Consider the following 19,854-nt stretch of genomic DNA (forward strand, 5'->3'; position numbering starts at 1 on the left):
GTGAGGAGGTCACCTTGGCCGGCCGCGTATCCCCGCCCGCACCCCAGCCTCCCGAGGACCTGCCCCGGTTCACGCTGTGGCGGCTGCGCAGCAACCCCCTGCGCCGCCGCTCCGACCTGCTCCTCGGGTGGCTCGGCATCGGTCTGCTGACGGCCGTGCTCGCGGCCGCCCCCGCCGTCGCCCTGCTGACCGCCGACGCCGCCCGCCGGCACTACGCCCGTACCGCGCAGCACCAGGCGGAGACACGGCGGCCCACCACCGCGGTGCTGCTCCGGGACGCGCCGCGCCACCCCGAGCCGGGCTCGGCGGAGGCCGCCGCGACGCGCTACCCGGCGCGGGTCCTGATCGACGGCCCCGACGGCCGTACCCGGACGGTGCGGACCGAGGTCGAGCCCGGGCTGCCCGCGGGCAGCACCGTGCGCGTCTGGGCCGACCGGGACGGGGAGATCACCGGGCCGCCGCTGACCGCGCGGGAGATCCGCTCGCGCAGCATGGGCTGGGCGGTCTGCGCGGTCCTGGCCACCGCCGGCGCCGGCGCGGCCGTCCACGCCGCCGCGGCCCTGGCCGTGCGGCGGCGCAACGTCGCCGCGTGGGAGGCGGCCTGGGCCCGGACGGCGCCCCGCTGGACGCTCTCCCCCTGACCGCCCGGCGTGACGGCGGCGGCCGGTCAGGACGCCCGGCGTGACGGCGGCAGGCGGTCAGGACGCCCGGCGTGACGGCGGCGGGCGGTCAGGGCGGCCGGCGTGACGGCGGCGGGCGCGATCACCGGGCCCGCGGCGGCGGGTCCGGGCGGCGGCCCAAAGGGTGATTCCGGGCGCATGGCGGAAGGCGGGCGGGGCCGCGGCGGGAAACCCCCTTGTGCGTACCGGATCACCGACCGGCAGGGAGCGTCATGCCGAAGTTCCTCATCCAGGCCAGCTACACCGCCGAGGGCACCAAGGGCCTGCTCGGCGAGGGCGGCAGCGGCCGCCGGGCCGCAGTCGACCAGGTCGTCACCGGCCTGGGCGGAAGCGTCGAGGCCATGTACTTCGCCTTCGGGGCCGACGACGTCGTGCTCGTCGTCGACTTCCCCGACGCGGCGGCCATGGCCGCCGTCGCCCTCCACGTCAAGGCCAGCGGCGCCCTGCTCACCCGGGCCACCCCGCTGCTCACCCTGGAGGAGGTGGACGAGGCCGCCCGCCGGCAGGTGGCCTTCCGCACTCCCGGCGGGTGAGCCGGGCCGGTGCCCCGGCTCCTCAGGCCGCCGGCGTGATCTCCTGCAGCTTCTGTGCGGCGATCAGGTCCGGGACGGCCGAGCTCGTCACGTACTGCCGGCCCAGTCCCGGCTGCCCGAACCACGGCCTGATCGGGCCGGCCTGCACCGTGAAGTCCGCGACGACGCGGTACAGGTGGTAGTTGAACGGCGGGGCGGCCGGGTCGTACTCGTCCAGGTTGGTCGGCGGGATGGCCCGCTTGGCGTACGGCGTGCCGGCCGGTGCGAGGAAGTTGCCGCGTCCGCTGCCGAAGAGGTCGACGAGCTGCCCCTTGTGGAGCGTCTGCGTCTCCTGCACGGGGCGGCCGTCGCGCAGCACGAACCCGTTGTTGTCCGGGTACCACCAGCCGGACACGTTCTGCTGGCTGGTCTGCCAGTAGCACCCGAGGAACCAGTACGGCGAGGTGCTGTCCTGCGGTTTCCAGCCCTTGAGCATCCGCGCGACGGGGCCCGAGGTGGGCAGGTGGCTGGGGCCCAGCCGCCAGTCGTCGCGGTAGTAGTTCTCCAGTCCGGTGGGCGGCGCCTTGGTCTGGCCCGCCGTCCGGTGGACGACCGGGCAGGCGCGGCCGTCGTGGCGGAGGTGCGCTCCGGCGGCCTGGGCGGGGGCCGGCGAGGCCCAGAGCAGCAGGAGCGCCGAGGCGAGCGCGCTCCACAGGAAACGGCGCAGTTCGCGCATCCGAGTCCCTTCTCCTGCGGTGCCGGCAGGGCACCGAGTACGCGGGCAGGTTGGTGGACGCGCGAAGGGACGGACACCCAGCGGGCGGCCCTCGCGCGGCAGGTGCATTCAATGCGCGGCGCGGGGCCGGAGCGCCGAACTGCGGCGGGAGGGGCACCGGAACGGCGTAACAGAACACCCCGGGCGGCCGAGGGCGCCGCCGCCCGGGCGGCGGATTCCCTCAGCCCTGGCGCGGGTTCGGCCGCAGGAGGGCGAACACCGACTGGTCGGGGGCGCTGAGCCAGGCGATGGTGCCGACGTCGGGGACGTCCACCGCGGGCATGAGCACGGTCGCGCCGTTGTCCCGCGCGGTGGCGACGACGGCCGCCGGGTCGGCCACGGCGAAGTACGGCACCCAGCGCGCGTCCCCCTGGCCGCCCTGCAGCGGGGCCACCCCGCCGAAGGCGCCCTCCTGCTGGTCCCCGTCCGCGATGCTGAGCACCTGGTACGTCATGTCGGGGGCCGTCATCTCCGCCGAGCGCCAGCCGAACACACCGGTGTAGAACCGGATCGCCGACTCCGGGTCGGTGGTGTGCAGTTCGACCCACACCAGCGCGTCGTCCTCGGAGGTGCGCTCCAGCCCCATCGGGGAGCGCAGCACCGCGAACCCGGCGCCCTGGGGGTCGGTGAACTGGGCCATCGACCCCTCGCCGATGCTCATCGGCTCCACCCGCACCGTTCCGCCGCCCTCGGCCACGTGCCGGGCGGTGGCCGCGAGGTCGTCGCTGTGGAAGTACGTCGTCCAGGCCGGGGCGGCGCCCTCCTCGGTGAGGCGACCGAGGGCGGCGACGGTCCTGCCGTCCTTCAGGAAGAAGCCGTAGCCGCCCGCTTCCGGCCCGGCGGAGGCGAACTGCCAGCCGAAGACGGCGCCGTAGAAGGCCGCGGTCGCGTCGGTGTCCGGGCTTCCGAGGTCGAGCCAGACGGGCGATCCGGTGCGGAAGTCGGTGCCGAGCATGCGTGTTTCCTCCTGGGCCGGGGCGAAGACGCCCGCCACTATGCCGTAAACAGCACGAAGAGGTGACAGTATGTGACAGAGAGACATGAAAGTGGTGATAGGAAAATAAGCGGTGATACATCGCTTTGCTGACATAGTGCGGGCCATGACATCCACGAGGCCCGGCTGCCGTGCCCCCACCGCGCGCCAGCGCGGCCGCCGCACGGCCCTCGTGCTCGCCTGCACCGCCCTCCTGGCCGGCGCGCTCTCCTGCCAGGGCGGCCACCCGGCGCCCCGCCCGGCCCACCACGCCCCCGGTTCCGGGGCCGGCGCCTTCGGTGCCGCACCCTCACCCGGCGCCCGGGGCATCGGCGACCCGCTGCTGCCGCTCGACGGCAACGGCGGCTACACGGTGCGCCGTTACGACCTCTCCTTCGACTGGCGGGCGCCGGCCACGCCGTTCGAGGCCGCCGTGACCGTCACCGCCACCGCCACCCAGGCCCTGTCCCGCTTCGACCTGGACTTCGCGGGCAACACGCTGCACGCGGTCACCGTCGACGGCCGCCCGGCGCGGACGCGGCGCGACGGCGACGAACTCGTCGTCACGCCGGCGCGGCCGCTGCCCAGGGGCGCCGTGTTCACCGTGCGGGTCGCCTACACCGCCGACCCCGCCCAGCGCCGCCACCGGCGCGACGCGATCGGCGAGTACGGCTGGGTGCCCACCCCCGACGGCACCGTGCTCTACCCCCAGCCCGACGGCGCCAAGATGATCTTCCCGGCCGACGACCACCCCAGCCTGCGGGCGCCGTTCACCTTCCGCATCACCACCCCGGCGGACCTGTCGGCGGTGGCCAACGGCCGGCTCGTCGAGCGGGCGCGGCAGCCGGGCGGACGCGTGCGCTGGACCTACGACTCCGAGGAGCCGATCGCGGCCCAGCTCGTCCAGGTGGCGATCGGAAGGTTCACGTTCGCCGACGGCACCGGGCCGCACGGGCTGCCGGTGCGGGACGTGGTCCCGGAGGGCCTCGTGGACGCCACCCGGGAGCACCGCTCCCGCACCCCGGACCACCTGGCCTGGCTCGAACAGCGGCTCGGCCCCTACCCGTTCCGCCGGTACGGCGTGCTGGTCGCCGACACCGACCTGCCGGTCGCGCTGGAGACCCAGTCGCTGTCCGTCCTGCCGAGGGACAGCCTGCTGGCCGACCGGGTGCACGCAGAGCGCGACCTGGTGCACGAGCTGGCCCACCAGTGGACGGGCGACAGCGTGGCCGTGCGGCGCTGGTCGGACCTGTGGCTGAGCGAGGGTCACGCGCGTTTCTACGAACGCCTGTACTCCGCCTCGCACGGCGGGGTGCCCCTGGAGGACGCGATGCGGGACGCGTACGAACAGCTCGACCAGTGGCGCCACGACGACGGGGCGCCCGCCGAACCCACCGAAGCGACCCTCTTCCGCAACGTCCGCTACGACGGCTCCGCGCTGGTGCTCTACGCGCTGCGGGAGGAGGTCGGCGAGGCCGTCTTCGAGCGGATCGAACGCACCTGGGTGACCCGGTACCGGGGCCGGGCCGCCGGCACCGCGGACTTCGTCGCGCTCGCCTCCGAGGTCGCGGGCCGGGACCTGAGACCGTTCCTGACGCCGTGGCTGTACGGGCCGCGCACCCCGCCGATGCCCGGCCACCCGGACTGGCGGGCGGCCCCCGTCGAGAGCTGAGCGGTCCACGCCGCCGACCGGGTGGCCTGACCGGGGTCACTGGTCCACGCCGGTGACCCTTGGCGCGACGCGGCGCGAAGGGCGCGGCAGCGTACTAGGGGTGGCGGTGGAGCACTCGCTCCCCTGGGCAGTACGAGCGCGGTCGGAGGCCCTTGCATATGTGGAGTCGTGTCCTGTCCCGTGTCCCCGGCGCCGTACGCGGGCGCAACGGGCTGATCTGCGCCACCGCCTCGGCGGCCCTCCTGCTGCCGCTGCTGGTCTGGCCGTCGTCCGACGACGGCGCGACCGACGACCGGCGCCTGCAGGGCGACTTCGCGACCGCCGCGCGGGACTACCACGTACCGGTGAGCGTCCTCATGGGCGTGTCCTACCTGCAGTCGCGCTGGGACTCCCATCCGGGCGTGCCGAGCACCGGCGGCGGCTACGGGCCGATGCACCTGGTGGACGCCGGCGCCGTGGGAGCGGCCGGCCCCTCGCCCCGGCCCGCCGCGCAGCCCGCCCGCGGCCGCCCCGAACAGCGGGCGACGGACCTGCGCCGGGCCGCCCGGCTGACCGGCGAGGCGGCGGACCGGCTCCGGCTGGACGCGTCCGCCAACGTGCGCGGCGGCGCGGCCCTGCTGGCGGCGACCCAGAAGGCGCTCGGCAAGCCTCTGAGCGGCAACCCGGCGGACTGGTGGGACACGGTGTCCCGCTTCTCCGGCTCCAGCGACAAGGCGGAGGCGGCGACGTACGCGCACGACGTCTTCGACGTGATCCGGAAGGGCGCGCACCGCACCACCGACGTGGGCCAGCGGGTCAGCCTGACCGCCCGTCCCGAGGTCCGCTGGAACCCGGCCGGCCGGTCGGGGCCGCAGCGGCCGGAGGACCCCGAGTGCCCGCCGGAGCTGTCCTGCTCCTGGCTGAGCGCGTCCTACGGCACGATCGACGACGAGGGCGACTACGGCAACCACGACCTGGCCGACCGGCCCCGGGACCAGAAGATCGAGTACATCGTCATCCACGACACCGAGGCGTTCCTGCCGATCATGTTCAAGACCGTGCAGGACCCGACGGAGGCGTCCTGGCACTACTCGATCAGCTCCCGTGACGGGCACGTCACCCAGCACATCAAGACCAAGGACGAGGCGTGGCACTCGGGCAACCAGTTCGTCAACGCCCGCTCGATCGGCATCGAGCACGAGGGCTTCCTCACCCAGCCCGACGCCTGGTTCTCCGAGCAGATGTACCGGACCTCGGCCCGTCTGGTGCGTTTCCTCGCCAGGAAGTACGGCATCCCGCTGGACCGGCAGCACATCTTCGGCCACGACAACGTGCCCGCCCCGACCGCCGGCTCCATCCCCGACATGCACGACGACCCCGGCCCGTTCTGGGACTGGCGGCACTACTTCGACCTGCTCGGCGCCCCGCTGAAGGCGACGGCCGGGCCGGACAGCCCCATGGTGACCGTGCTGCCCGGCTACGCCACCCACAAGCCGCGGTTCACCGGGTGCACGGCCAACAAGGGCGACCCGTGCCCGCCGCACGGCTCGAGCGCCGTCCGCCTGTACACCGAGCCGTCCGACGACGCGCCGCTCATCCAGGACATGGGGCGGCACCCGGACGGCGCCGACTCCACCGAGGACGTCAACGACCTGGGCTCGCGGGTCTCGGCCGGCCAGACGTTCGCCGTCGCCGGGCGCAGCGGCGAATGGACGGCGATCTGGTTCCAGGGCGACAAGGCGTGGTTCAAGAACCCGAAGGAGCACCCGACGGCGGTCGGCGCGGCCGGCCGGATGGTGACGCCCAAGGCGGGCCTGAACGAGATCCCGGTGTACGGGCGCGCCCTGCCGGACGAGGGCTCCTACCCGGAGGGCGTGACGTCGCAGCCCCAGTCGCCGCTGCCGTACACCCTGCGCGCCGGCCAGCGGTACGTGACCCGGTCCAGCGTCCTCGGCACCTGGGCCGGCAAGTCCTTCGGCAACCTGCCCAGCCCGGTGGTGAAGGGCCGCGAACGCTACTACGAGATCCAGTTGGGGCACCGCCTCGCCTTCGTCCGGGAGCAGGACGTGGACCTGGTCAAGGCGCCGTCCGCGAAGACCCCGGACCCCGCGACGGCGGCCGGCCCCCGGGACTGACGCCTCCCTTTCCGGCGGACGCCCGGTGCTCCGCCGCGCCGGCACCGTCCTGGTGGCCCGCCGCGCCCGTCCCGTCCCGGCCGCCGGCGGGGGAACCCTTACGGACCCGTGACGCGCCGCCCGCCGGACGGGGCCGGCGGGCGGACGCGGCCTAGCGTGGACGTATGCGCGTACTGGTCACCGGCGGCGCCGGGTTCATCGGGTCCCATGTCGTCGACGCCCTGCGGGCACACGGGCACGAGCCGGTCGTGTACGACGTCCGGGACGACCCCGGTGCCGACGTCCGCGACCCGGCGGCGGTCGCCCGCGCGCTCGCCGGGATGGACGCGGTCTGCCACCAGGCCGCTATGGTGGGCCTCGGCGACGGCGTCGCGGACGCGGCCGGGTACGTCTCGCACAACGACCTGGGCACCGCCGTCCTGCTCGCCGCGATGGCCGGGGCGGGCGTGCGGCGGCTGGTGCTGGCGGGCTCGATGGTGGTGTACGGGGAGGGCCGCTACGAGTGCCCGGCGCACGGCGTCGTACGTCCCGGACCGCGCGCCGAAGCCGGGCTGGCGGCCGGCCGCTTCGAACCGGACTGCCCGCTCTGCGGCGCCGAACTGGCCCCGGGACTGGTCGCCGAGGACGCCCCGGCCGACCCGCGCAACGTCTACGCCGCCACCAAGCTCGCCCAGGAGCACCTGTCCGCCGCGTGGGCGCGCTGCACCGGCGGCACGGCCGTCTCGCTGCGCTACCACAACGTGTACGGCCCCCGGATGCCCCGCGACACCCCCTACGCGGGCGTCGCCTCCTTCTTCCGCTCGGCCCTCGAACGCGGTGAGCCGCCGAGGGTGTTCGAGGACGGGCGGCAGCGCAGGGACTTCGTCCACGTGCGTGACGTGGCCGCCGCCAACGTGACCGCGCTGGAGGCCGGCGGGCGCCCCGGGACGCTCACCGCGTACAACACCGGCAGCGGTGAGCCGCACACGGTCGGCGAGCTGGCCGCCGCCCTGGCCGCGGCGCACGGCGGCCCCGAGCCGCTGGTCACCGGCGAGTACCGGCTGGGCGACGTCCGCCACATCACGGCGGACTCCTCCCGCCTGCGCGCGGAACTCGGCTGGCGGCCGAAGACCGGCTTCGAGGCGGGCATGCGGGAGTTCGCCCGCAACCGCTGAGCCGGCGCGGGCGGCGCGGCCGTGCGCCGACGCCCCGCGGGTGCCCCGGCGGGGACGCGCTCCGGTCCGTGCCGGGCGGCCGCGTTCACCCTGCGCCCGGCCGGCGCGCGGGCGGGCGGACGCGTCCGCGGACCCCGGCTCTACGGCCCGGCCGCCGGCAGGGTCACCTCGAAGCGGCAGCCGCCGGGGATGTTGCGCACCGAGGCGTGGCCCTGGTGTGCCTCCACGATGCCGCGGACGATCGCGAGACCGAGCCCCGCCCCCGCCGGGGGCGTCCGGGCGTCCGTGCCCCGCCAGCCGGTGTCGAAGACGCGGGGCAGGTCCTCCTCCGGGATGCCGCCGCAGCCGTCCGACACCGACAGCAGCACGCCCCCGGGCGCGCGTTCGGCGGCGACGGCGACCGTGCCGTCGGCGGGGGTGCGGCGGATCGCGTTCACCAGCAGGTTGGCCAGCACCCGGCTCATCTCCCTGCCGTCGACCTCCACCGGCACCGGCTCCACCCCGTCCCCCACCAGCCGCACGCCGTGCTCGCGGGCGAGCGGGCCGACGCCCGCGAGGGCGTCGCCGACCAGGTCGTACACGGAGACGCGGGCCGGACTGAGGGGGAGCGTGCCGGCGTGGATGCGGGAGAGCTCGAAGAGGTCGCCGACCATGTCGTTGAGGCGCTCCACCTCGGTGCGGATCTGCCTGAGGTAGCGGTCCGGGTCGGTGGCCACCTTGTCCTCCAGGGCCTCCGACATGGCGCGCAGCCCGGCGAGCGGGGTGCGCAGGTCGTGCGAGATCCAGGCGACCAGCTCGCGCCGGGAGGTCTCCAGCGCGCGTTCGCGGTCCCGGGACGCGGCCAGCCGGGCGCTGGTGGCGGCCAGTTCGCGGCTGAGCGCGTCCAGTTCGGCGGTGGCCGGGGCGGCGGGCGCGGCGAAGGCGCCGCCGTCGCCGAAGTTCCGTGCCGCGTCGGTGAGTTCCCGGCTGCGGGCGACCACCCAGCGGCCCAGCAGCAGTGCGGTGGCCAGCGAGACGACGGCCGCCATGGCGACCACCGCGGTCACGACCCGCAGGTCGTGGGCGGACAGGAACATCGCCCGGGCCACCGCCATGGTCCCGGCGAGCATGGCCACCACCCCGACGGCGGCCACCACGGCGAGCGAGACGGTGAGCGAGCGCCTGCGGATCAGACGCAGCACGGCCGCGCCCGCGAGGCCGGTGGCGGCGGCGCCGAGGAAGGCGTAGAGGGCGATGAGGAGGTTGTCGCGCACGTCAGACCGCCTCCTTGCCGGCGGTGTCGAAGCGGTAGCCGACGCCCCACACGGTCTGGATGAGCCGGGGCCGGGCCGGATCGTCCTCGATCTTGCCGCGCAGCCTGCGGACGTGGACGGTGACGGTCGACAGGTCGCCGAAGTCCCAGCCCCACACCTCCCGCATCAGCTCCTCCCGGCCGAACGCCCGCCCCGGGTGCCGCAGGAAGAAGGCGAGCAGGTCGAACTCGCGCAGGGTGAGCAGTAGTTCGTCACCGTCCTTGGTGGCGCGGCGGGCCTCCGGGTCGACGGTCAGGCCGGCCGCGGCGAGCCGGCCGCGCGGCACGGCGGGCCGGGCGCGGCGCAGCACCGACTCGACCCGCAGCACCAGTTCGCGCGGGCTGAACGGCTTGGTGACGTAGTCGTCGGCGCCGACCTCGAGGCCGAGGACGCGGTCGTCCTCGTCGCCGCGCGCGGTGAGCATGACGACCGGCACCTGACCCCGCTCGCGCAGCCGGCGGCACACCTCCAGGCCGTCCATGCCGGGCAGCATCAGATCGAGCACCACCAGGTCCGGCCGGTGCCCGGCGGCCCGCTCGAGCGCGGCGGGACCGTCGCCTGCGCGGTCCACGGCGAACCCGGCGCGGTCCAGATACCCCGCGACGACCTCGGCGACGGTCGGGTCGTCGTCGACGACGAGGATCCGGCCCCGGGTGTCCGGCCGCCCCCCGGTGTCCGGTGTTGTGTGTGGCTGCTGCATGTCCCCCACCCTGGCACCGCGCCGCCGCGGCGGCCCGGTGCCGGGCGCGACGTCCGGGTTTCGTAAGGAGCGGGTGTCCGGTTCGTCATGGTTCGGCTCCGTAAGGTGAACGCCGTGACCACCTCACCGTCCTCCACCGGCGTGGATGTCGTCCTGCCCTGTCTGAACGAGGCCGGGGCGCTGCCCTGGGTCCTGGAGCGCGTGCCGCCCGGCTGGCGCGCCCTCGTCGTCGACAACGGGTCCACCGACGGCTCCGCCGCCCTCGCCCGTTCCCTCGGCGCCACCGTGGTGCGCGAGGAGCGGCGCGGTTTCGGCGCCGCCTGCCACGCGGGGCTGCTGGCCGCCACCGCGGACGTGGTCTGCTTCTGCGACTGCGACGCCTCCCTCGACCCCGCGCACCTGGTCCCGTTCGTCCGGGAGGTGCGTGAAGGCGGGGCCGATCTGGTCCTCGGCCGGCGCCGCCCGCAGGCCCGGGGCGCCTGGCCGGCCCACGCGCGCGCCGCCAACCTGGTGCTCGCCCGCCTGCTGCGCCGCCGCACCGGGCTGCGCCTGCACGACCTCGGCCCGCTGCGCGCCGCCCGCCGGGAGGCGCTGCTGGACCTCGGCCTCACCGACCGGCGCAGCGGCTACCCCCTGCAGATGGTGGTCCGCGCCGCCGACGCCGGCTGGCGTGTCGCCGAGCACGACGTCCCCTACCTGCCCCGCGCCGGCGCCTCGAAGGTCACCGGCACCTGGCGCGGCACGTGGCACGCCGTGCGGGACATGAGGGCGGTCCTGGGCGAGCCGCCCGTCGCGCGGCCCCGGCCGCGGGCCGGCGGTGGCTGACCGCGCCGTGTCCCGTGTCCCCGAGGAGTCGCACCGCCCCGCGCCGCACAAGGAGAGCCCACCATGACCGTCCTCCTGGTCATCGCCAAGGAGCCCCTCCCCGGCAGGGTCAAGACCCGCCTCACCCCGCCCTTCAGCCCCGCCCAGGCCGCCGCCCTCGCCGAGGCGGCCCTCGCCGACACCCTGCGCGCCGTGGCCGGGGCCCCCGCCGGCCGCAGGCTCCTCGTCCTGGACGGCCGCCCCGGCCCCTGGCTGCCGCCCGGCTTCGACGTCGTGCCCCAGTGCGCGGGCGGCCTCGACGAACGCCTCGCCGACGCCTTCGCCCACTGCTCCGGGCCGGCCCTGCTGATCGGCATGGACACCCCGCAGGTCACCCCCGCCCTGCTCACCGTGGACTTCTCGGACTGCGACGCCTGCTTCGGCCCGGCCGAGGACGGCGGGTTCTGGGCGCTGGGCCTGGCCCGCCCCGAGCCCGCGCTGCTGCGCGGTGTGCCCATGTCGACGCCGGTGACCGGGGCCGTGCAGCGGGAGCGGCTGGTGTCCGCCGGGCTGCGGGTGCGCGACCTGCCGCGGCTGCGGGACGTCGACACCGCCGCCGACGCCCGCGCCGTCGCCGCCCTCGCCCCGCACGGCGCCTTCGCCGCGCGGCTGGCCGACTGCGCGGCGGGCCGGTGAGCCCGGCCGGCGCCCCGCCCGCCTGGGCGGCCTCCGACCCGTACGCGGCCGCCCTGCGCAGCGGCCGGGGCCCGCTGTTCCTGCGCCGCGCCGACGGCCGGCTGCTGCCGCTCGACGTGGAGCGCTGGTGCGCGCGGGCGGACGCCGTGGACCGGGCGGTGCTGGCCCGCTGCGAGGGCGCCGTGCTGGACGTCGGCTGCGGCCCGGGCCGGCTGGTCGCGGAACTCGCCGCCCAGGGCCGCACGGTCCTCGGCGTCGACGTCTGCGAGGCCGCCGTCACCCGGACCGTGACGGTGGGCGGCCAGGCGCTGCGCCGCTCGGTGTTCGGCCCGCTGCCCGGCGAGGGCCGCTGGGGGACCGTGCTGCTCATGGACGGCAACATCGGCATCGGCGGCGACCCGCCCGCGCTGCTGCGGCGGATGCGCCGGCTGCTGCGTCCCGGCGGCCTGCTGATGGCCGAGACCGACCCGGCGGACGTCGACGAGCGCGCCGAGGTGCGGGTCGTCGGCCACGGCCGGGAGGCGTCCGGGGAGCCGTTCCCGTGGGCCTGGACCGGCGCCCCGGCCCTGCTCGGGGCGGCGGAGCGGGCCGGGTGGCGGACGGTCGCTCAGTGGACGGCGGGCGGGCGGTGCTTCGTCGCCCTGCGCGCCCTGAGTCCCCGCAGCGCCAGCAGCAGCGCCGAGCCGCCGAAGAGCACCGCCGTCATCAGCAGCCAGCGGCCGAGGTAGACGTCCGCCGACTGCCCGGTGGCCAGGCGGTACCGCTCGTCCACCAGGTTCAGCACCAGCGGGAACCACACGAGCAGCAGCAGTCCCGACAGCAGGGCCGGCACCCGCACGTAGGAGGTCAGCTCGCGCCGCCCGGCCGCGCCGAGCCCGCGGACGACCGCCCGGTCCGCCGCCGTGTACAACGGCAGCAGCACCAGGTCGTGCAGCAGCGCCGCCCCCGCGATCCACAGTGCGATCGCGCGCCAGTCACCGGCGAACAGCCGCACCCCCGCATACCCGGCGACCGCGAACGTGCAGGCCAGCAGCAGCAGTTGGAACGGACTGCCGACCGGAGGGCGGCGCATCACAGGTCTCCGAAGGTCAGCCGGGCCACCCACTTGGTGTTGAGCACGCCGGGCGCTGCGGGCACGATGACGCGCGCCGGGCTGCCGTGGTCCAGGGACAGGTCCTCGCCGTTGACCGACAGGGCGAGCAGGGAGCGGCCGTCGGCCACCTGGTTGGCGCGCAGGGCCGCGCGGCGGAAGGCGCCGTGCCGCTGCAGGGACTCGACCAGCACGTCCGGCGCCGCGCCGTCGTGGCCGACGAGCGCCGCGAGATCGCGCAGCCGCACCCCGCGCCACCACTGGTCGGCGGTCGACCAGCCCTCCACGCAGGCGATGGGCAGCGACGAGCTGTGCTGGGGGAGCCGCAGCAGCTCGGCCCGGCTGAGGCGCACCGTGCCGGTCCGCCCGGTGACGACGAGCCGCCACGCCTCGGCGCCGGTCTCGGCCGGGTCGATCCCGGCGTACGCCGCCGTCTTGTTGATCTGGAAGCCGTTCGGACCGCCGCCCGGGTCGGGGCCGCCGTGCGGCGCGAGCGGCGCGGTACGCCGCAGCGGGCCGCCCAGGCTCTGGCCCACGGTGGTCAGGAACAGCAGCAGCGAGCCGCCGCCGGCCAGCCACAGCGCTCCGCGCCGGGAGACGGTGGGCGGGTCGGGGCGCGGGGCGGTCAGGTCGCTCTCCGGCTGCTCGCGCAGCCGCCGCCGCACGGTGCGCACGGCGGCCGGCGCCTTCAGCACGGCGTGCGCCGCGAACGCGGCGAAGAACACCCAGGCCCCGTAGAAGTGCAGCGGGTAGAAGGAGCCCGGGAAGACGTAGGCGAGCTGGATGTTGAGCACCCCGGTGGTGAACTCGAACAGCCCGCCGCCGACGAGCAGCAGCAGCGAGAGCCGCTCCAGCGCGTGCGCGAGGGAACGGGCCGGCGGCAGCGTGAACAGCCGCGGCACCACCGACCAGAGCTTGGCCAGCAGGACCGGGACCAGGGTGACGCCGAGGGTGACGTGGACGCCCTGGGTGAACCGGTACAGCCACACCGGGCCGGTCGGCCAGGGGAACAGGTAGAACCCGAGGACGCCCTTGTCCGGCGTGGTGTCGTTCACCGGGGACAGGTCCGGGTTGTAGGCGGCGTACGACACCAGGCCGGTCACGAACAGCACGGTGACGCCCGCGAGCAGCACGAGACCGAGTACCGAGGTGAACCAGGGCCCGCGCAGGGGGCTGCGCCAGAAGCCGGGGGCGGTGGGAAGCCGGGGATGGTCGCGCATGCCCCGACGGTAGGCCGCGAGGAGCCCCGGAAAGGCGCCTCGACCGGTGACGAAACGCTGACATCCGCCCCGTACGACGGCTTCGGCGCGGCCGTGCGGCCTAACGTGCCGACGTGACCCGCTCCCTCCGCAGTGACGCCGGCCGCGACCCGCGCCGTGCTCCCGGCCGCGGCCCGCGCGGCGACGCCGGCCGCGGCACGCGCCGTGACCTGTACGCGGCCTGCGCCGCCGCCCTGCTGGTGACGGCCGCCGTGCTGGCGGGCCGCCGCATCCAGGCCACCCGCCACACCCTGTTCGTGCACTGGCCGCCGCTGCTGGCCGAGTGGGACCCGCACCTGGGTCCCGGCACCCCGGCCGCCGTGCTCCTCGCCGCGGCCGGGGTGGCGTACGGGCCGTCGCTCGCCGCCCGCCTGCCCTGGCGCGCGCTGCTCGCGGCGGCCTGGGCGGCGGCGACGGCCTGGATCCTCTCCCTCGCGCTGGTCGACGGCTGGCACCGGGGCGTCGCGGGCCGGCTCACCACCCGCGAGGAGTACCTCCGGGTCATCGGCCGCTTCCACGACCTCCCGGCCGCCCTGCGCGACTTCAGCGGGCACATCGTCGCCGGCGCCCCCGAACCCTGGCCCGCCCATGTCGCCGGGCACCCGCCCGGTGCCACGCTCACCTTCGTCCTGCTCGACCGGGCCGGGCTGCACGGGGGCGGCTGGGCCGGACTGTGGTGCGTGCTCACCGGCGCCACGGCCTGCGTCGCCGTCCTGGTCGCGGTGCGGGCCCTGGCCGGTGAGACGCTCGCCCGCCGCGCCGCGCCCTTCCTGGTCCTGGCCCCGGCCGCGGTCTGGACGGGCACCTCGGCGGACGGCTGGTTCGCGGCGGCCGCCGCCTGGGCGGTGGCCCTGCTGGCGCTCGCGGTCACCCGGCGCTCCCTGCCGTGGGCGGCCGCCTCGGGCCTGCTGTTCGGCCTGACCTGCTACCTGTCGTACGGGCTCACGCTGATGGCCCTGCCCGGCGCCGCGGTGCTGTGGGTGGCCCGCGACGGGGTGCGCCGGCGTCCCGCGCTGCTCCTGGCCCTGCTCGCCGGACTGGCCGTCGTACCGGCGGCGTTCACGCTCGCCGGATTCGACTGGTGGACGGCGTACCGGCTGCTGGAGATCCGTTACCGCCAGGGCGTCGGCGGCATCCGGCCCTACGGCTACTGGGTGTGGGCCGATCTGGCCGCCGCCGTGCTCATCACGGGCCCGGCGACGGCCGCGGGCCTGCGCCGGACCGCCACGGTCCTCGCCCACCGCGCGCCCCCCGCCGCCGTCCGCCTCGCCGTCCTCGTCTGCGCCGCCCTCCTCGCCCTGCTGGCCGCCGACCTGTCCGGGATGAGCAAGGCCGAGACCGAGCGGATCTGGCTGCCGTTCGCGGTGTGGCTGCTCGCGGCCTGCGCGTACCTTCCGCGCCCCCGGGCCTGGCTCACGGCCCAGGTGCTGCTCGCCCTGCTCCTGAACCACCTGCTGCTGACCGGATGGTGACGGGGCGGAGCCCGGTGCCCGTGAAAGGGCGGGGAGCCGGTCCACAGGCTGTGGACGACGGCGTCCGGGTCCCGTCGCGAAGTCGGCCTCCTCACCCGGAGGGCGGCCGCTTCCGTGACCCGACAGGCCTCAGTAGCCCTCCTCCTCCACCGGCCGGCTGCGGCCCGGCTCGGGCAGTTCGGCCATCTCGGACCGCACCACCAGCACGTCGCCGATGAACAGGTCGTAGACCAGGATGCCGATCACGCCGCCGACCAGCGGCCCGACGATCGGGATCCACCAGTACGCGCTGTACGAGCCGGCCACACTGCCCGGGAAGGCCAGACTGTTCCAGCCCGCCGCCCAGGTGAACAGCCGCGGCCCGAAGTCGCGGGCCGGGTTGATGGCGTAACCCGCGTTCGCGCCGTACGACATGCCGATCGCGACGACGACGAAGCCGACGATCAGCGGTGCGAGGTTGGCCTTCACGGCCTGGTTGCGCAGGTCGAGGACGGCGGCGATCAGCATCAGCAGGAAGGCGGTGCCGACGATCTGGTCGATCAGCGGTCCCCAGATCCCGCCGTGGAAATACGGGGCCGGGAAGGTCGCGAAGATGGAGAACGTGGCGTTGGTGTGCCCGTTCACCTTCGGGCCCGGGACCGCGGCGTCGAAGGCGTTGATCGCCTGGTGGTAGACCAGGTAGACCAGCGCGGCCCCGGCGAACGCGCCCACGATCTGCGCGAACCAGTACGGCAGCACCTTGACCCAGGGGAACCCGCGGCGCACGGCCATGGCCAGCGTCACCGCCGGGTTGATGTGGGCGCCGCTGACGCCTCCGGCCACGTAGACGCCGAAGACGACGGCGAAGCCCCAGCCCCAGGCGACCAGCAGCCAGTCACCGGCCGCGAGGAAGATCGTCGTGGGGGTGGCGGCACGGCCCGAGCCGGGCAGTGCCGCGACGGCCATCGCGACCACGCCGCAGCCGAAGGAGATCAGGACGAAGGTCCCCAGGAACTCCGCCAGGCACTCGCCCAGCAGACCTCCCCGGCTTCTGAGCCGGGAGGGCTTGATGAGCGAAGGTATTTCCACAGCCATTGAGGCCCCCTCGAAGAGAGCGATGCGGCCAACATCACCATATTGGCCCACAAATGCTCTTCACGCAGGGCAGCGCTCGGTGGCCCGTCCGCCTGCGGCTTCAGCTGTCGAGGTCGTCGGCGTAGTGCCGGAACCCGCGCCGGTCGCGGTGCATGGCCCACAGGGTGTCCGCCAGCACGGACGGGTCCTTGCGCACGTGACCCGGCGTGATCGACCCCGGGATCACCAGTTGGGCGACGTGGATGCCCTCACCGGCCAGCCGGTCGTGCAGCAGGTGCCCGTAGGCGCTCTCCGCGGCGAACGCGATGGAGGTGCCGGCCCGGTCCGGATGGGGCACGGCCGCCGTACCGCCGTTGACGAGGAGGATGGTCCCGCGGCCCAGCTCCCGCATGCCGGGCAGCACCTGCTGCACCGCCGCGACCGGCCCGTACACCGAGAACTCGATGGGCCCGAGCAGGTCCCGGGGCCCGGTCTCCAGCACCGGCCGCATGAAGTCCCGGTGCGGCACCGGACTGTACTGCAGCACCTCCACGGTCCCCAGGGCGGCGCCCGCGTCGCGCAGCGCGGCCGTCAGCTCCTCCGGCCGGCGCACGTCGGCGGCGAAACCGCGCGCGGTGACCCCGTCCCCGGCCAGCTCGCGGACCAGGTCGTCCAGCCGGCCCGGATCGCGCGCGAGCAGCGCGACGTCGTACCCCTCGCGCCCGAACCGGCGGGCGACGGCGGCCCCGAGCCCGGGCCCGGCCCCGACGACGGCGATGACACTCACGCCAGGCATCCTCCTCGTACCGCGGCCGCCCCACCACCCGCACGCCGGCGGGACCGCCGTCCGGGCCGCGGCGCGGGTACCCCGTCACCCGCCGGCGACGCCCGCCAGCCCCTGCCGCGCGTCCTCTTCCCGGCCCTGCCGGATCCGCTCCACCTGCGCGGCGCTGACGGCCCGCACCGCGACCGCCCCCGCCACGGCGGCCCCGACCACGGCGGCGTCGGCGGCGAGCAGCGGCCATATCCCGTGGTAGGCCCGCGCGATGGTCTCGTCGGGGGAGTCGCGGGACACGATCCCGGCCCCGCCGAACATGCCGGCCAGCCAGAGCGCCCACCACACGTTGACGGAGCGGGGCAGCCTGCGTTCCGGGGCGGTGGCCCGGAAGGCGTCCGCGACAATCCCGCGCGGGAACCAGAGGTTCACGACGGGCACGATCCACCCGAGGTACACCCAGATCCCGAGGTACTTCGGCGTCCGCCCCGACAGCATCCGCGCGTTGTCCCGCACCCGCCACAGCCAGGCCAGGAACAGCAGCGCGCACACGAAGGCGACGCCACCGTCCACTGAGGTCACGACGTGGTACGAGTCCTCCAGCCCGTTGAGCGGCCGGTGCAGGCCGTCGCCCTGGTCCGGCGGCCCCGAGGCGGGCTCCCCCGCCGCGGCCAGCCTGATCTCCCAGATCCCCCGCACCAGCCAGGCGGCCCCGGCGGCCAGCAGCGCGCCGGCGGTCAGCGCGCCGAACGTCCGGACGGGCCGCGTCCCGGGCCGCACGCGCGCGGCCGCCTCCCCCATGTCTTCGTCCACGGGCCCATCCTGACGCATCGCCCGCTCAGCTCGTGAAGAACCCCTCGTCGAGCGCGATCTCCTGCAGCCGGTCCAGGCTCAGCTCCGGGCGGGGGCGGGTCACCGGAGTGCTCTCCGCATAGGAGTTGATCTCGCGGACCGTCACCCGGCGCCCGTCGGGGCGGAGGGTGTCGACCAGCCAGACCGAGGCGGGGCCGCCCTTCTCCGAACGGGTCCTGACCCGCTTGATCCGGGTGCCGTCGGGCAGGGTCCCGGCCTCGCAGCCGTCCGGAGCGCCGGCGCAGCCCATGCGGCGGGCGAGGAGCGCGGTCATGCCGTACTGGACGTCGACCTCCACCATGTTCCTGCCCCGGCCGTCGTCGTGGACCAACTGGACCAGCCCGGCGCCGCTGTTCACGTCGGAGACGGTGCCCCGGGGCAGGTGGGACCGCAGGACCCTGGTCAGGCGGGCGCCGTCGGCCCGGTCGGTGCGGGCCGGGCCGCCGGGGGCGCCGTCCCGGGCCGGCAGCGCGTCGATCGCCCTGTCCCACGCCGGGCTGCGCACGATCGCCGTGAGCTGGGCGGTCGACAGCAGCGGGTCGGCTCCCCCGGTGGCGCCCTTCTCACCGCCGCCGCCGAACTCCTGTGCCGTGACCTGCGCTCCGCCGGCGGTCGTCAGGACCACGTACCAGCGCTTCTGGCCGGTGTCGCTGCTGGGATAGGTGAAGGACTCGGTGGTGCTGAGCACGGCGCCGCCGGGGAGCCTGCGGGTGGTGCACTTGTCGTAGGGCCGCGCCTCCACCGGCAGGCACCCGCTCGCGCCCTGCTGGTCGGCGGGGAGGCCGGGGGACAGCCGCGCGACGCTGACGTCGACGCCGGACGATCCGGCCGCGGTGGAGTAGGTGAGCTGGGCCCTGGGCCAGACCTCCGGTCCGTCGGACCGGGAGCCCTGGCCCGAGGCCGCGGACACCGTGCCGCCGGGGGGCAGCAGGCTCTTCAGGATGCGGACCATCTCGTCGCCGCTGATCGACGACGGTGCCTGGGCGGAGGAGCCGGAGGAGCCGGGGGCGGAGGAGCCGGGGGCGCCCGCCGAGGCCTCGGCGCCGGTCCGGCCGCCGGTTCCGCGCCAGGTGCCGAGGGCGTCCGTGGCCGTCAGCGTGCCGCCCACGGCGACCACCGTGACGGCCGCGGCGGCGATCCGGGCGGCGCCGAGCAGGCGCATCCGGCGGCCCCGGGCGACGGAGCGCTTCACCAGGTCGGCCGAGTGGGGCGGGAACTCGTCGCTCGCCCCGCGCAGGGCGTGGGTCACGCGTTCCTCGAAGTCGTCGGTGCGGTCCTCGTCGCGTCGCATGGCGGGTGTGGTCTCCGTTCGTCGGGGGAGGTAGGTGGGACGGCGCCGGATCCGTCAGGCGGCCAGGTCGGCCAACTGGCCGCCGAGGAGCGTGCGCAGCCGTTGCAGGGCGCGCTTGCTCTGGGCCCGGACGGCTCCGGGGGACATCCGCAGGACCTGTGCGGTGTCGTCCACCGAGCGGTCCTCCCAGTAGCGGAGCACCAGCACGGCGCGGTCCCTGGCGGTCATCCGCGCGAGCCCGTCCAGCAGGGCCATGCGCAGTTCCGCGTCCCGGGCAGGTCCGGCGGCGTCCGGCAGCCGGTCGCTGGGGCGCTCGGTGGAGCTGCGGAGCCGGCGCTGGGAGAGGAAGGTCCGCACCAGCACGGTGTCGGCGTAGGCCACCGGTGAGCCCGCGCGGCTGACCCGCCGCCAGGAGCGGTACATCTTGGCCAGGGTCTCCTGCACCAGGTCCTCGGCGAGGTGCCAGTCGCCCGTGAGCAGGCACGCGGTGCGGAACAGCGGTCCGCTGCGGGCGATCGCGAACTCCAGGTAGTCCGCTGGTGCTTCCCTCACCGTGTGTCCCTTCGTGGTCGGACGTCACCCCTTACACGCGACGGGGGCACCGCCGCGTTACGGGTCCGCGGCCACCGCCCGGAAAAAGGCCCCGGCCCGGGCACCGTCGTGCGGTGTCCGGGCCGGGGCCCCGGTGCG

19 protein-coding genes are annotated in these 19,854 nt (G+C 75.7%); 9 read left to right on the top strand and 10 right to left on the bottom strand.

Annotation, left to right across the window (positions count from 1 at the left end; genetic code table 11):
* Positions 1-14: 14 nt before the first annotated feature.
* Together TNCT1_RS08295 and TNCT1_RS08305 are read left to right on the top strand one after the other, a co-directional pair.
* Positions 15-641, top strand: a complete 627-nt coding sequence (locus TNCT1_RS08295; protein ID WP_143629978.1) for a hypothetical protein — start codon at positions 15-17, stop codon at positions 639-641.
* A 251-nt stretch (positions 642-892) separates the two neighbouring features.
* Entirely contained in the window at positions 893-1,213 is a 321-nt protein-coding gene (locus TNCT1_RS08305) for a GYD domain-containing protein (protein ID WP_143629980.1), read from the top strand.
* Between the two features lie 22 nt (positions 1,214-1,235).
* Here the strand turns inward: TNCT1_RS08305 and TNCT1_RS08310 are convergent, their stop codons facing one another.
* Both TNCT1_RS08310 and TNCT1_RS08315 read right to left on the bottom strand, forming a co-directional pair.
* Complete coding sequence (locus TNCT1_RS08310) at positions 1,236-1,928, bottom strand: TNT domain-containing protein (protein ID WP_143629982.1); 693 nt, start codon at positions 1,926-1,928, stop codon at positions 1,236-1,238.
* Between the two features lie 220 nt (positions 1,929-2,148).
* Positions 2,149-2,922 (bottom strand): VOC family protein, encoded by a 774-nt coding sequence (locus TNCT1_RS08315; RefSeq protein WP_143629984.1) that lies wholly within the window; start codon positions 2,920-2,922, stop codon positions 2,149-2,151.
* A 145-nt stretch (positions 2,923-3,067) separates the two neighbouring features.
* On the opposite strand from TNCT1_RS08315, the gene TNCT1_RS08320 reads away from it, so the two are divergent.
* The 3 genes from TNCT1_RS08320 to TNCT1_RS08330 all read left to right on the top strand — a co-directional run bounded on the left by TNCT1_RS08320 (position 3,068) and on the right by TNCT1_RS08330 (position 7,880).
* The gene (locus TNCT1_RS08320; RefSeq protein ID WP_174266193.1) at positions 3,068-4,612 is read left to right on the top strand and encodes a M1 family metallopeptidase; all 1,545 of its coding nucleotides are present in this window, start codon (positions 3,068-3,070) and stop codon (positions 4,610-4,612) included.
* A 158-nt stretch (positions 4,613-4,770) separates the two neighbouring features.
* Positions 4,771-6,726: an N-acetylmuramoyl-L-alanine amidase gene (locus TNCT1_RS08325; RefSeq protein ID WP_143629987.1), complete on the top strand. Its 1,956-nt coding sequence runs from the start codon at positions 4,771-4,773 to the stop codon at positions 6,724-6,726.
* 164 nt (positions 6,727-6,890) lie between these two features.
* Positions 6,891-7,880 carry an NAD(P)-dependent oxidoreductase gene (locus tag TNCT1_RS08330; protein WP_143629989.1) on the top strand — a complete coding sequence of 330 codons (990 nt, stop codon included), beginning with the start codon at positions 6,891-6,893 and terminating at the stop codon, positions 7,878-7,880.
* A 140-nt stretch (positions 7,881-8,020) separates the two neighbouring features.
* On the opposite strand, the gene TNCT1_RS08335 is transcribed toward TNCT1_RS08330, so the two are convergent.
* Together TNCT1_RS08335 and TNCT1_RS08340 are read right to left on the bottom strand one after the other, a co-directional pair.
* Complete coding sequence (locus TNCT1_RS08335; RefSeq protein WP_143629991.1) at positions 8,021-9,133, bottom strand: sensor histidine kinase KdpD; 1,113 nt, start codon at positions 9,131-9,133, stop codon at positions 8,021-8,023.
* A 1-nt stretch (position 9,134) separates the two neighbouring features.
* Complete coding sequence (locus TNCT1_RS08340; RefSeq protein ID WP_143629993.1) at positions 9,135-9,872, bottom strand: response regulator transcription factor; 738 nt, start codon at positions 9,870-9,872, stop codon at positions 9,135-9,137.
* A gap of 87 nt (positions 9,873-9,959) precedes the next feature.
* Here TNCT1_RS08340 and TNCT1_RS08345 point away from each other — a divergent pair, with 87 nt between their 5' ends.
* The 3 genes from TNCT1_RS08345 to TNCT1_RS36185 all read left to right on the top strand — a co-directional run bounded on the left by TNCT1_RS08345 (position 9,960) and on the right by TNCT1_RS36185 (position 12,100).
* Positions 9,960-10,697, top strand: coding sequence for a glycosyltransferase family 2 protein (locus TNCT1_RS08345; protein ID WP_174266194.1), 738 nt, complete (start codon positions 9,960-9,962; stop codon positions 10,695-10,697).
* 63 nt (positions 10,698-10,760) lie between these two features.
* Positions 10,761-11,372: a DUF2064 domain-containing protein gene (locus tag TNCT1_RS08350; protein WP_143629996.1), complete on the top strand. Its 612-nt coding sequence runs from the start codon at positions 10,761-10,763 to the stop codon at positions 11,370-11,372.
* Complete coding sequence (locus TNCT1_RS36185) at positions 11,369-12,100, top strand: methyltransferase domain-containing protein (protein ID WP_143629998.1); 732 nt, start codon at positions 11,369-11,371, stop codon at positions 12,098-12,100. The genes TNCT1_RS08350 and TNCT1_RS36185 overlap by 4 nt, the downstream gene beginning before the upstream one ends.
* 343 nt (positions 12,101-12,443) lie before the next feature.
* Here TNCT1_RS36185 and TNCT1_RS08365 read toward each other — a convergent pair whose 3' ends face one another.
* Complete coding sequence (locus tag TNCT1_RS08365; protein ID WP_143630000.1) at positions 12,444-13,682, bottom strand: molybdopterin-dependent oxidoreductase; 1,239 nt, start codon at positions 13,680-13,682, stop codon at positions 12,444-12,446.
* 113 nt (positions 13,683-13,795) lie between these two features.
* Here TNCT1_RS08365 and TNCT1_RS08370 point away from each other — a divergent pair, with 113 nt between their 5' ends.
* Complete coding sequence (locus TNCT1_RS08370; protein WP_373920463.1) at positions 13,796-15,193, top strand: hypothetical protein; 1,398 nt, start codon at positions 13,796-13,798, stop codon at positions 15,191-15,193.
* Positions 15,194-15,322: 129 nt separating this feature from the next.
* Here TNCT1_RS08370 and TNCT1_RS08375 read toward each other — a convergent pair whose 3' ends face one another.
* The 5 genes from TNCT1_RS08375 to TNCT1_RS08395 form a co-directional block, all read right to left on the bottom strand.
* The gene (locus TNCT1_RS08375) at positions 15,323-16,267 is read right to left on the bottom strand and encodes an MIP/aquaporin family protein (RefSeq protein WP_143630002.1); all 945 of its coding nucleotides are present in this window, start codon (positions 16,265-16,267) and stop codon (positions 15,323-15,325) included.
* 100 nt (positions 16,268-16,367) lie between these two features.
* The gene (locus TNCT1_RS08380) at positions 16,368-17,042 is read right to left on the bottom strand and encodes an SDR family NAD(P)-dependent oxidoreductase (protein WP_143630003.1); all 675 of its coding nucleotides are present in this window, start codon (positions 17,040-17,042) and stop codon (positions 16,368-16,370) included.
* Positions 17,043-17,117: 75 nt separating this feature from the next.
* Positions 17,118-17,834, bottom strand: a complete 717-nt coding sequence (locus TNCT1_RS08385; RefSeq protein WP_235902424.1) for a DUF4328 domain-containing protein — start codon at positions 17,832-17,834, stop codon at positions 17,118-17,120.
* A 25-nt stretch (positions 17,835-17,859) separates the two neighbouring features.
* The gene (locus TNCT1_RS08390; protein ID WP_143630005.1) at positions 17,860-19,164 is read right to left on the bottom strand and encodes a hypothetical protein; all 1,305 of its coding nucleotides are present in this window, start codon (positions 19,162-19,164) and stop codon (positions 17,860-17,862) included.
* A 54-nt stretch (positions 19,165-19,218) separates the two neighbouring features.
* Positions 19,219-19,716 (bottom strand): SigE family RNA polymerase sigma factor, encoded by a 498-nt coding sequence (locus tag TNCT1_RS08395; RefSeq protein WP_143630007.1) that lies wholly within the window; start codon positions 19,714-19,716, stop codon positions 19,219-19,221.
* Positions 19,717-19,854: the final 138 nt, after the last annotated feature.

It is taken from the genome of Streptomyces sp. 1-11, from assembly GCF_007176755.1.
GTDB lineage: Bacteria > Actinomycetota > Actinomycetes > Streptomycetales > Streptomycetaceae > Streptomyces.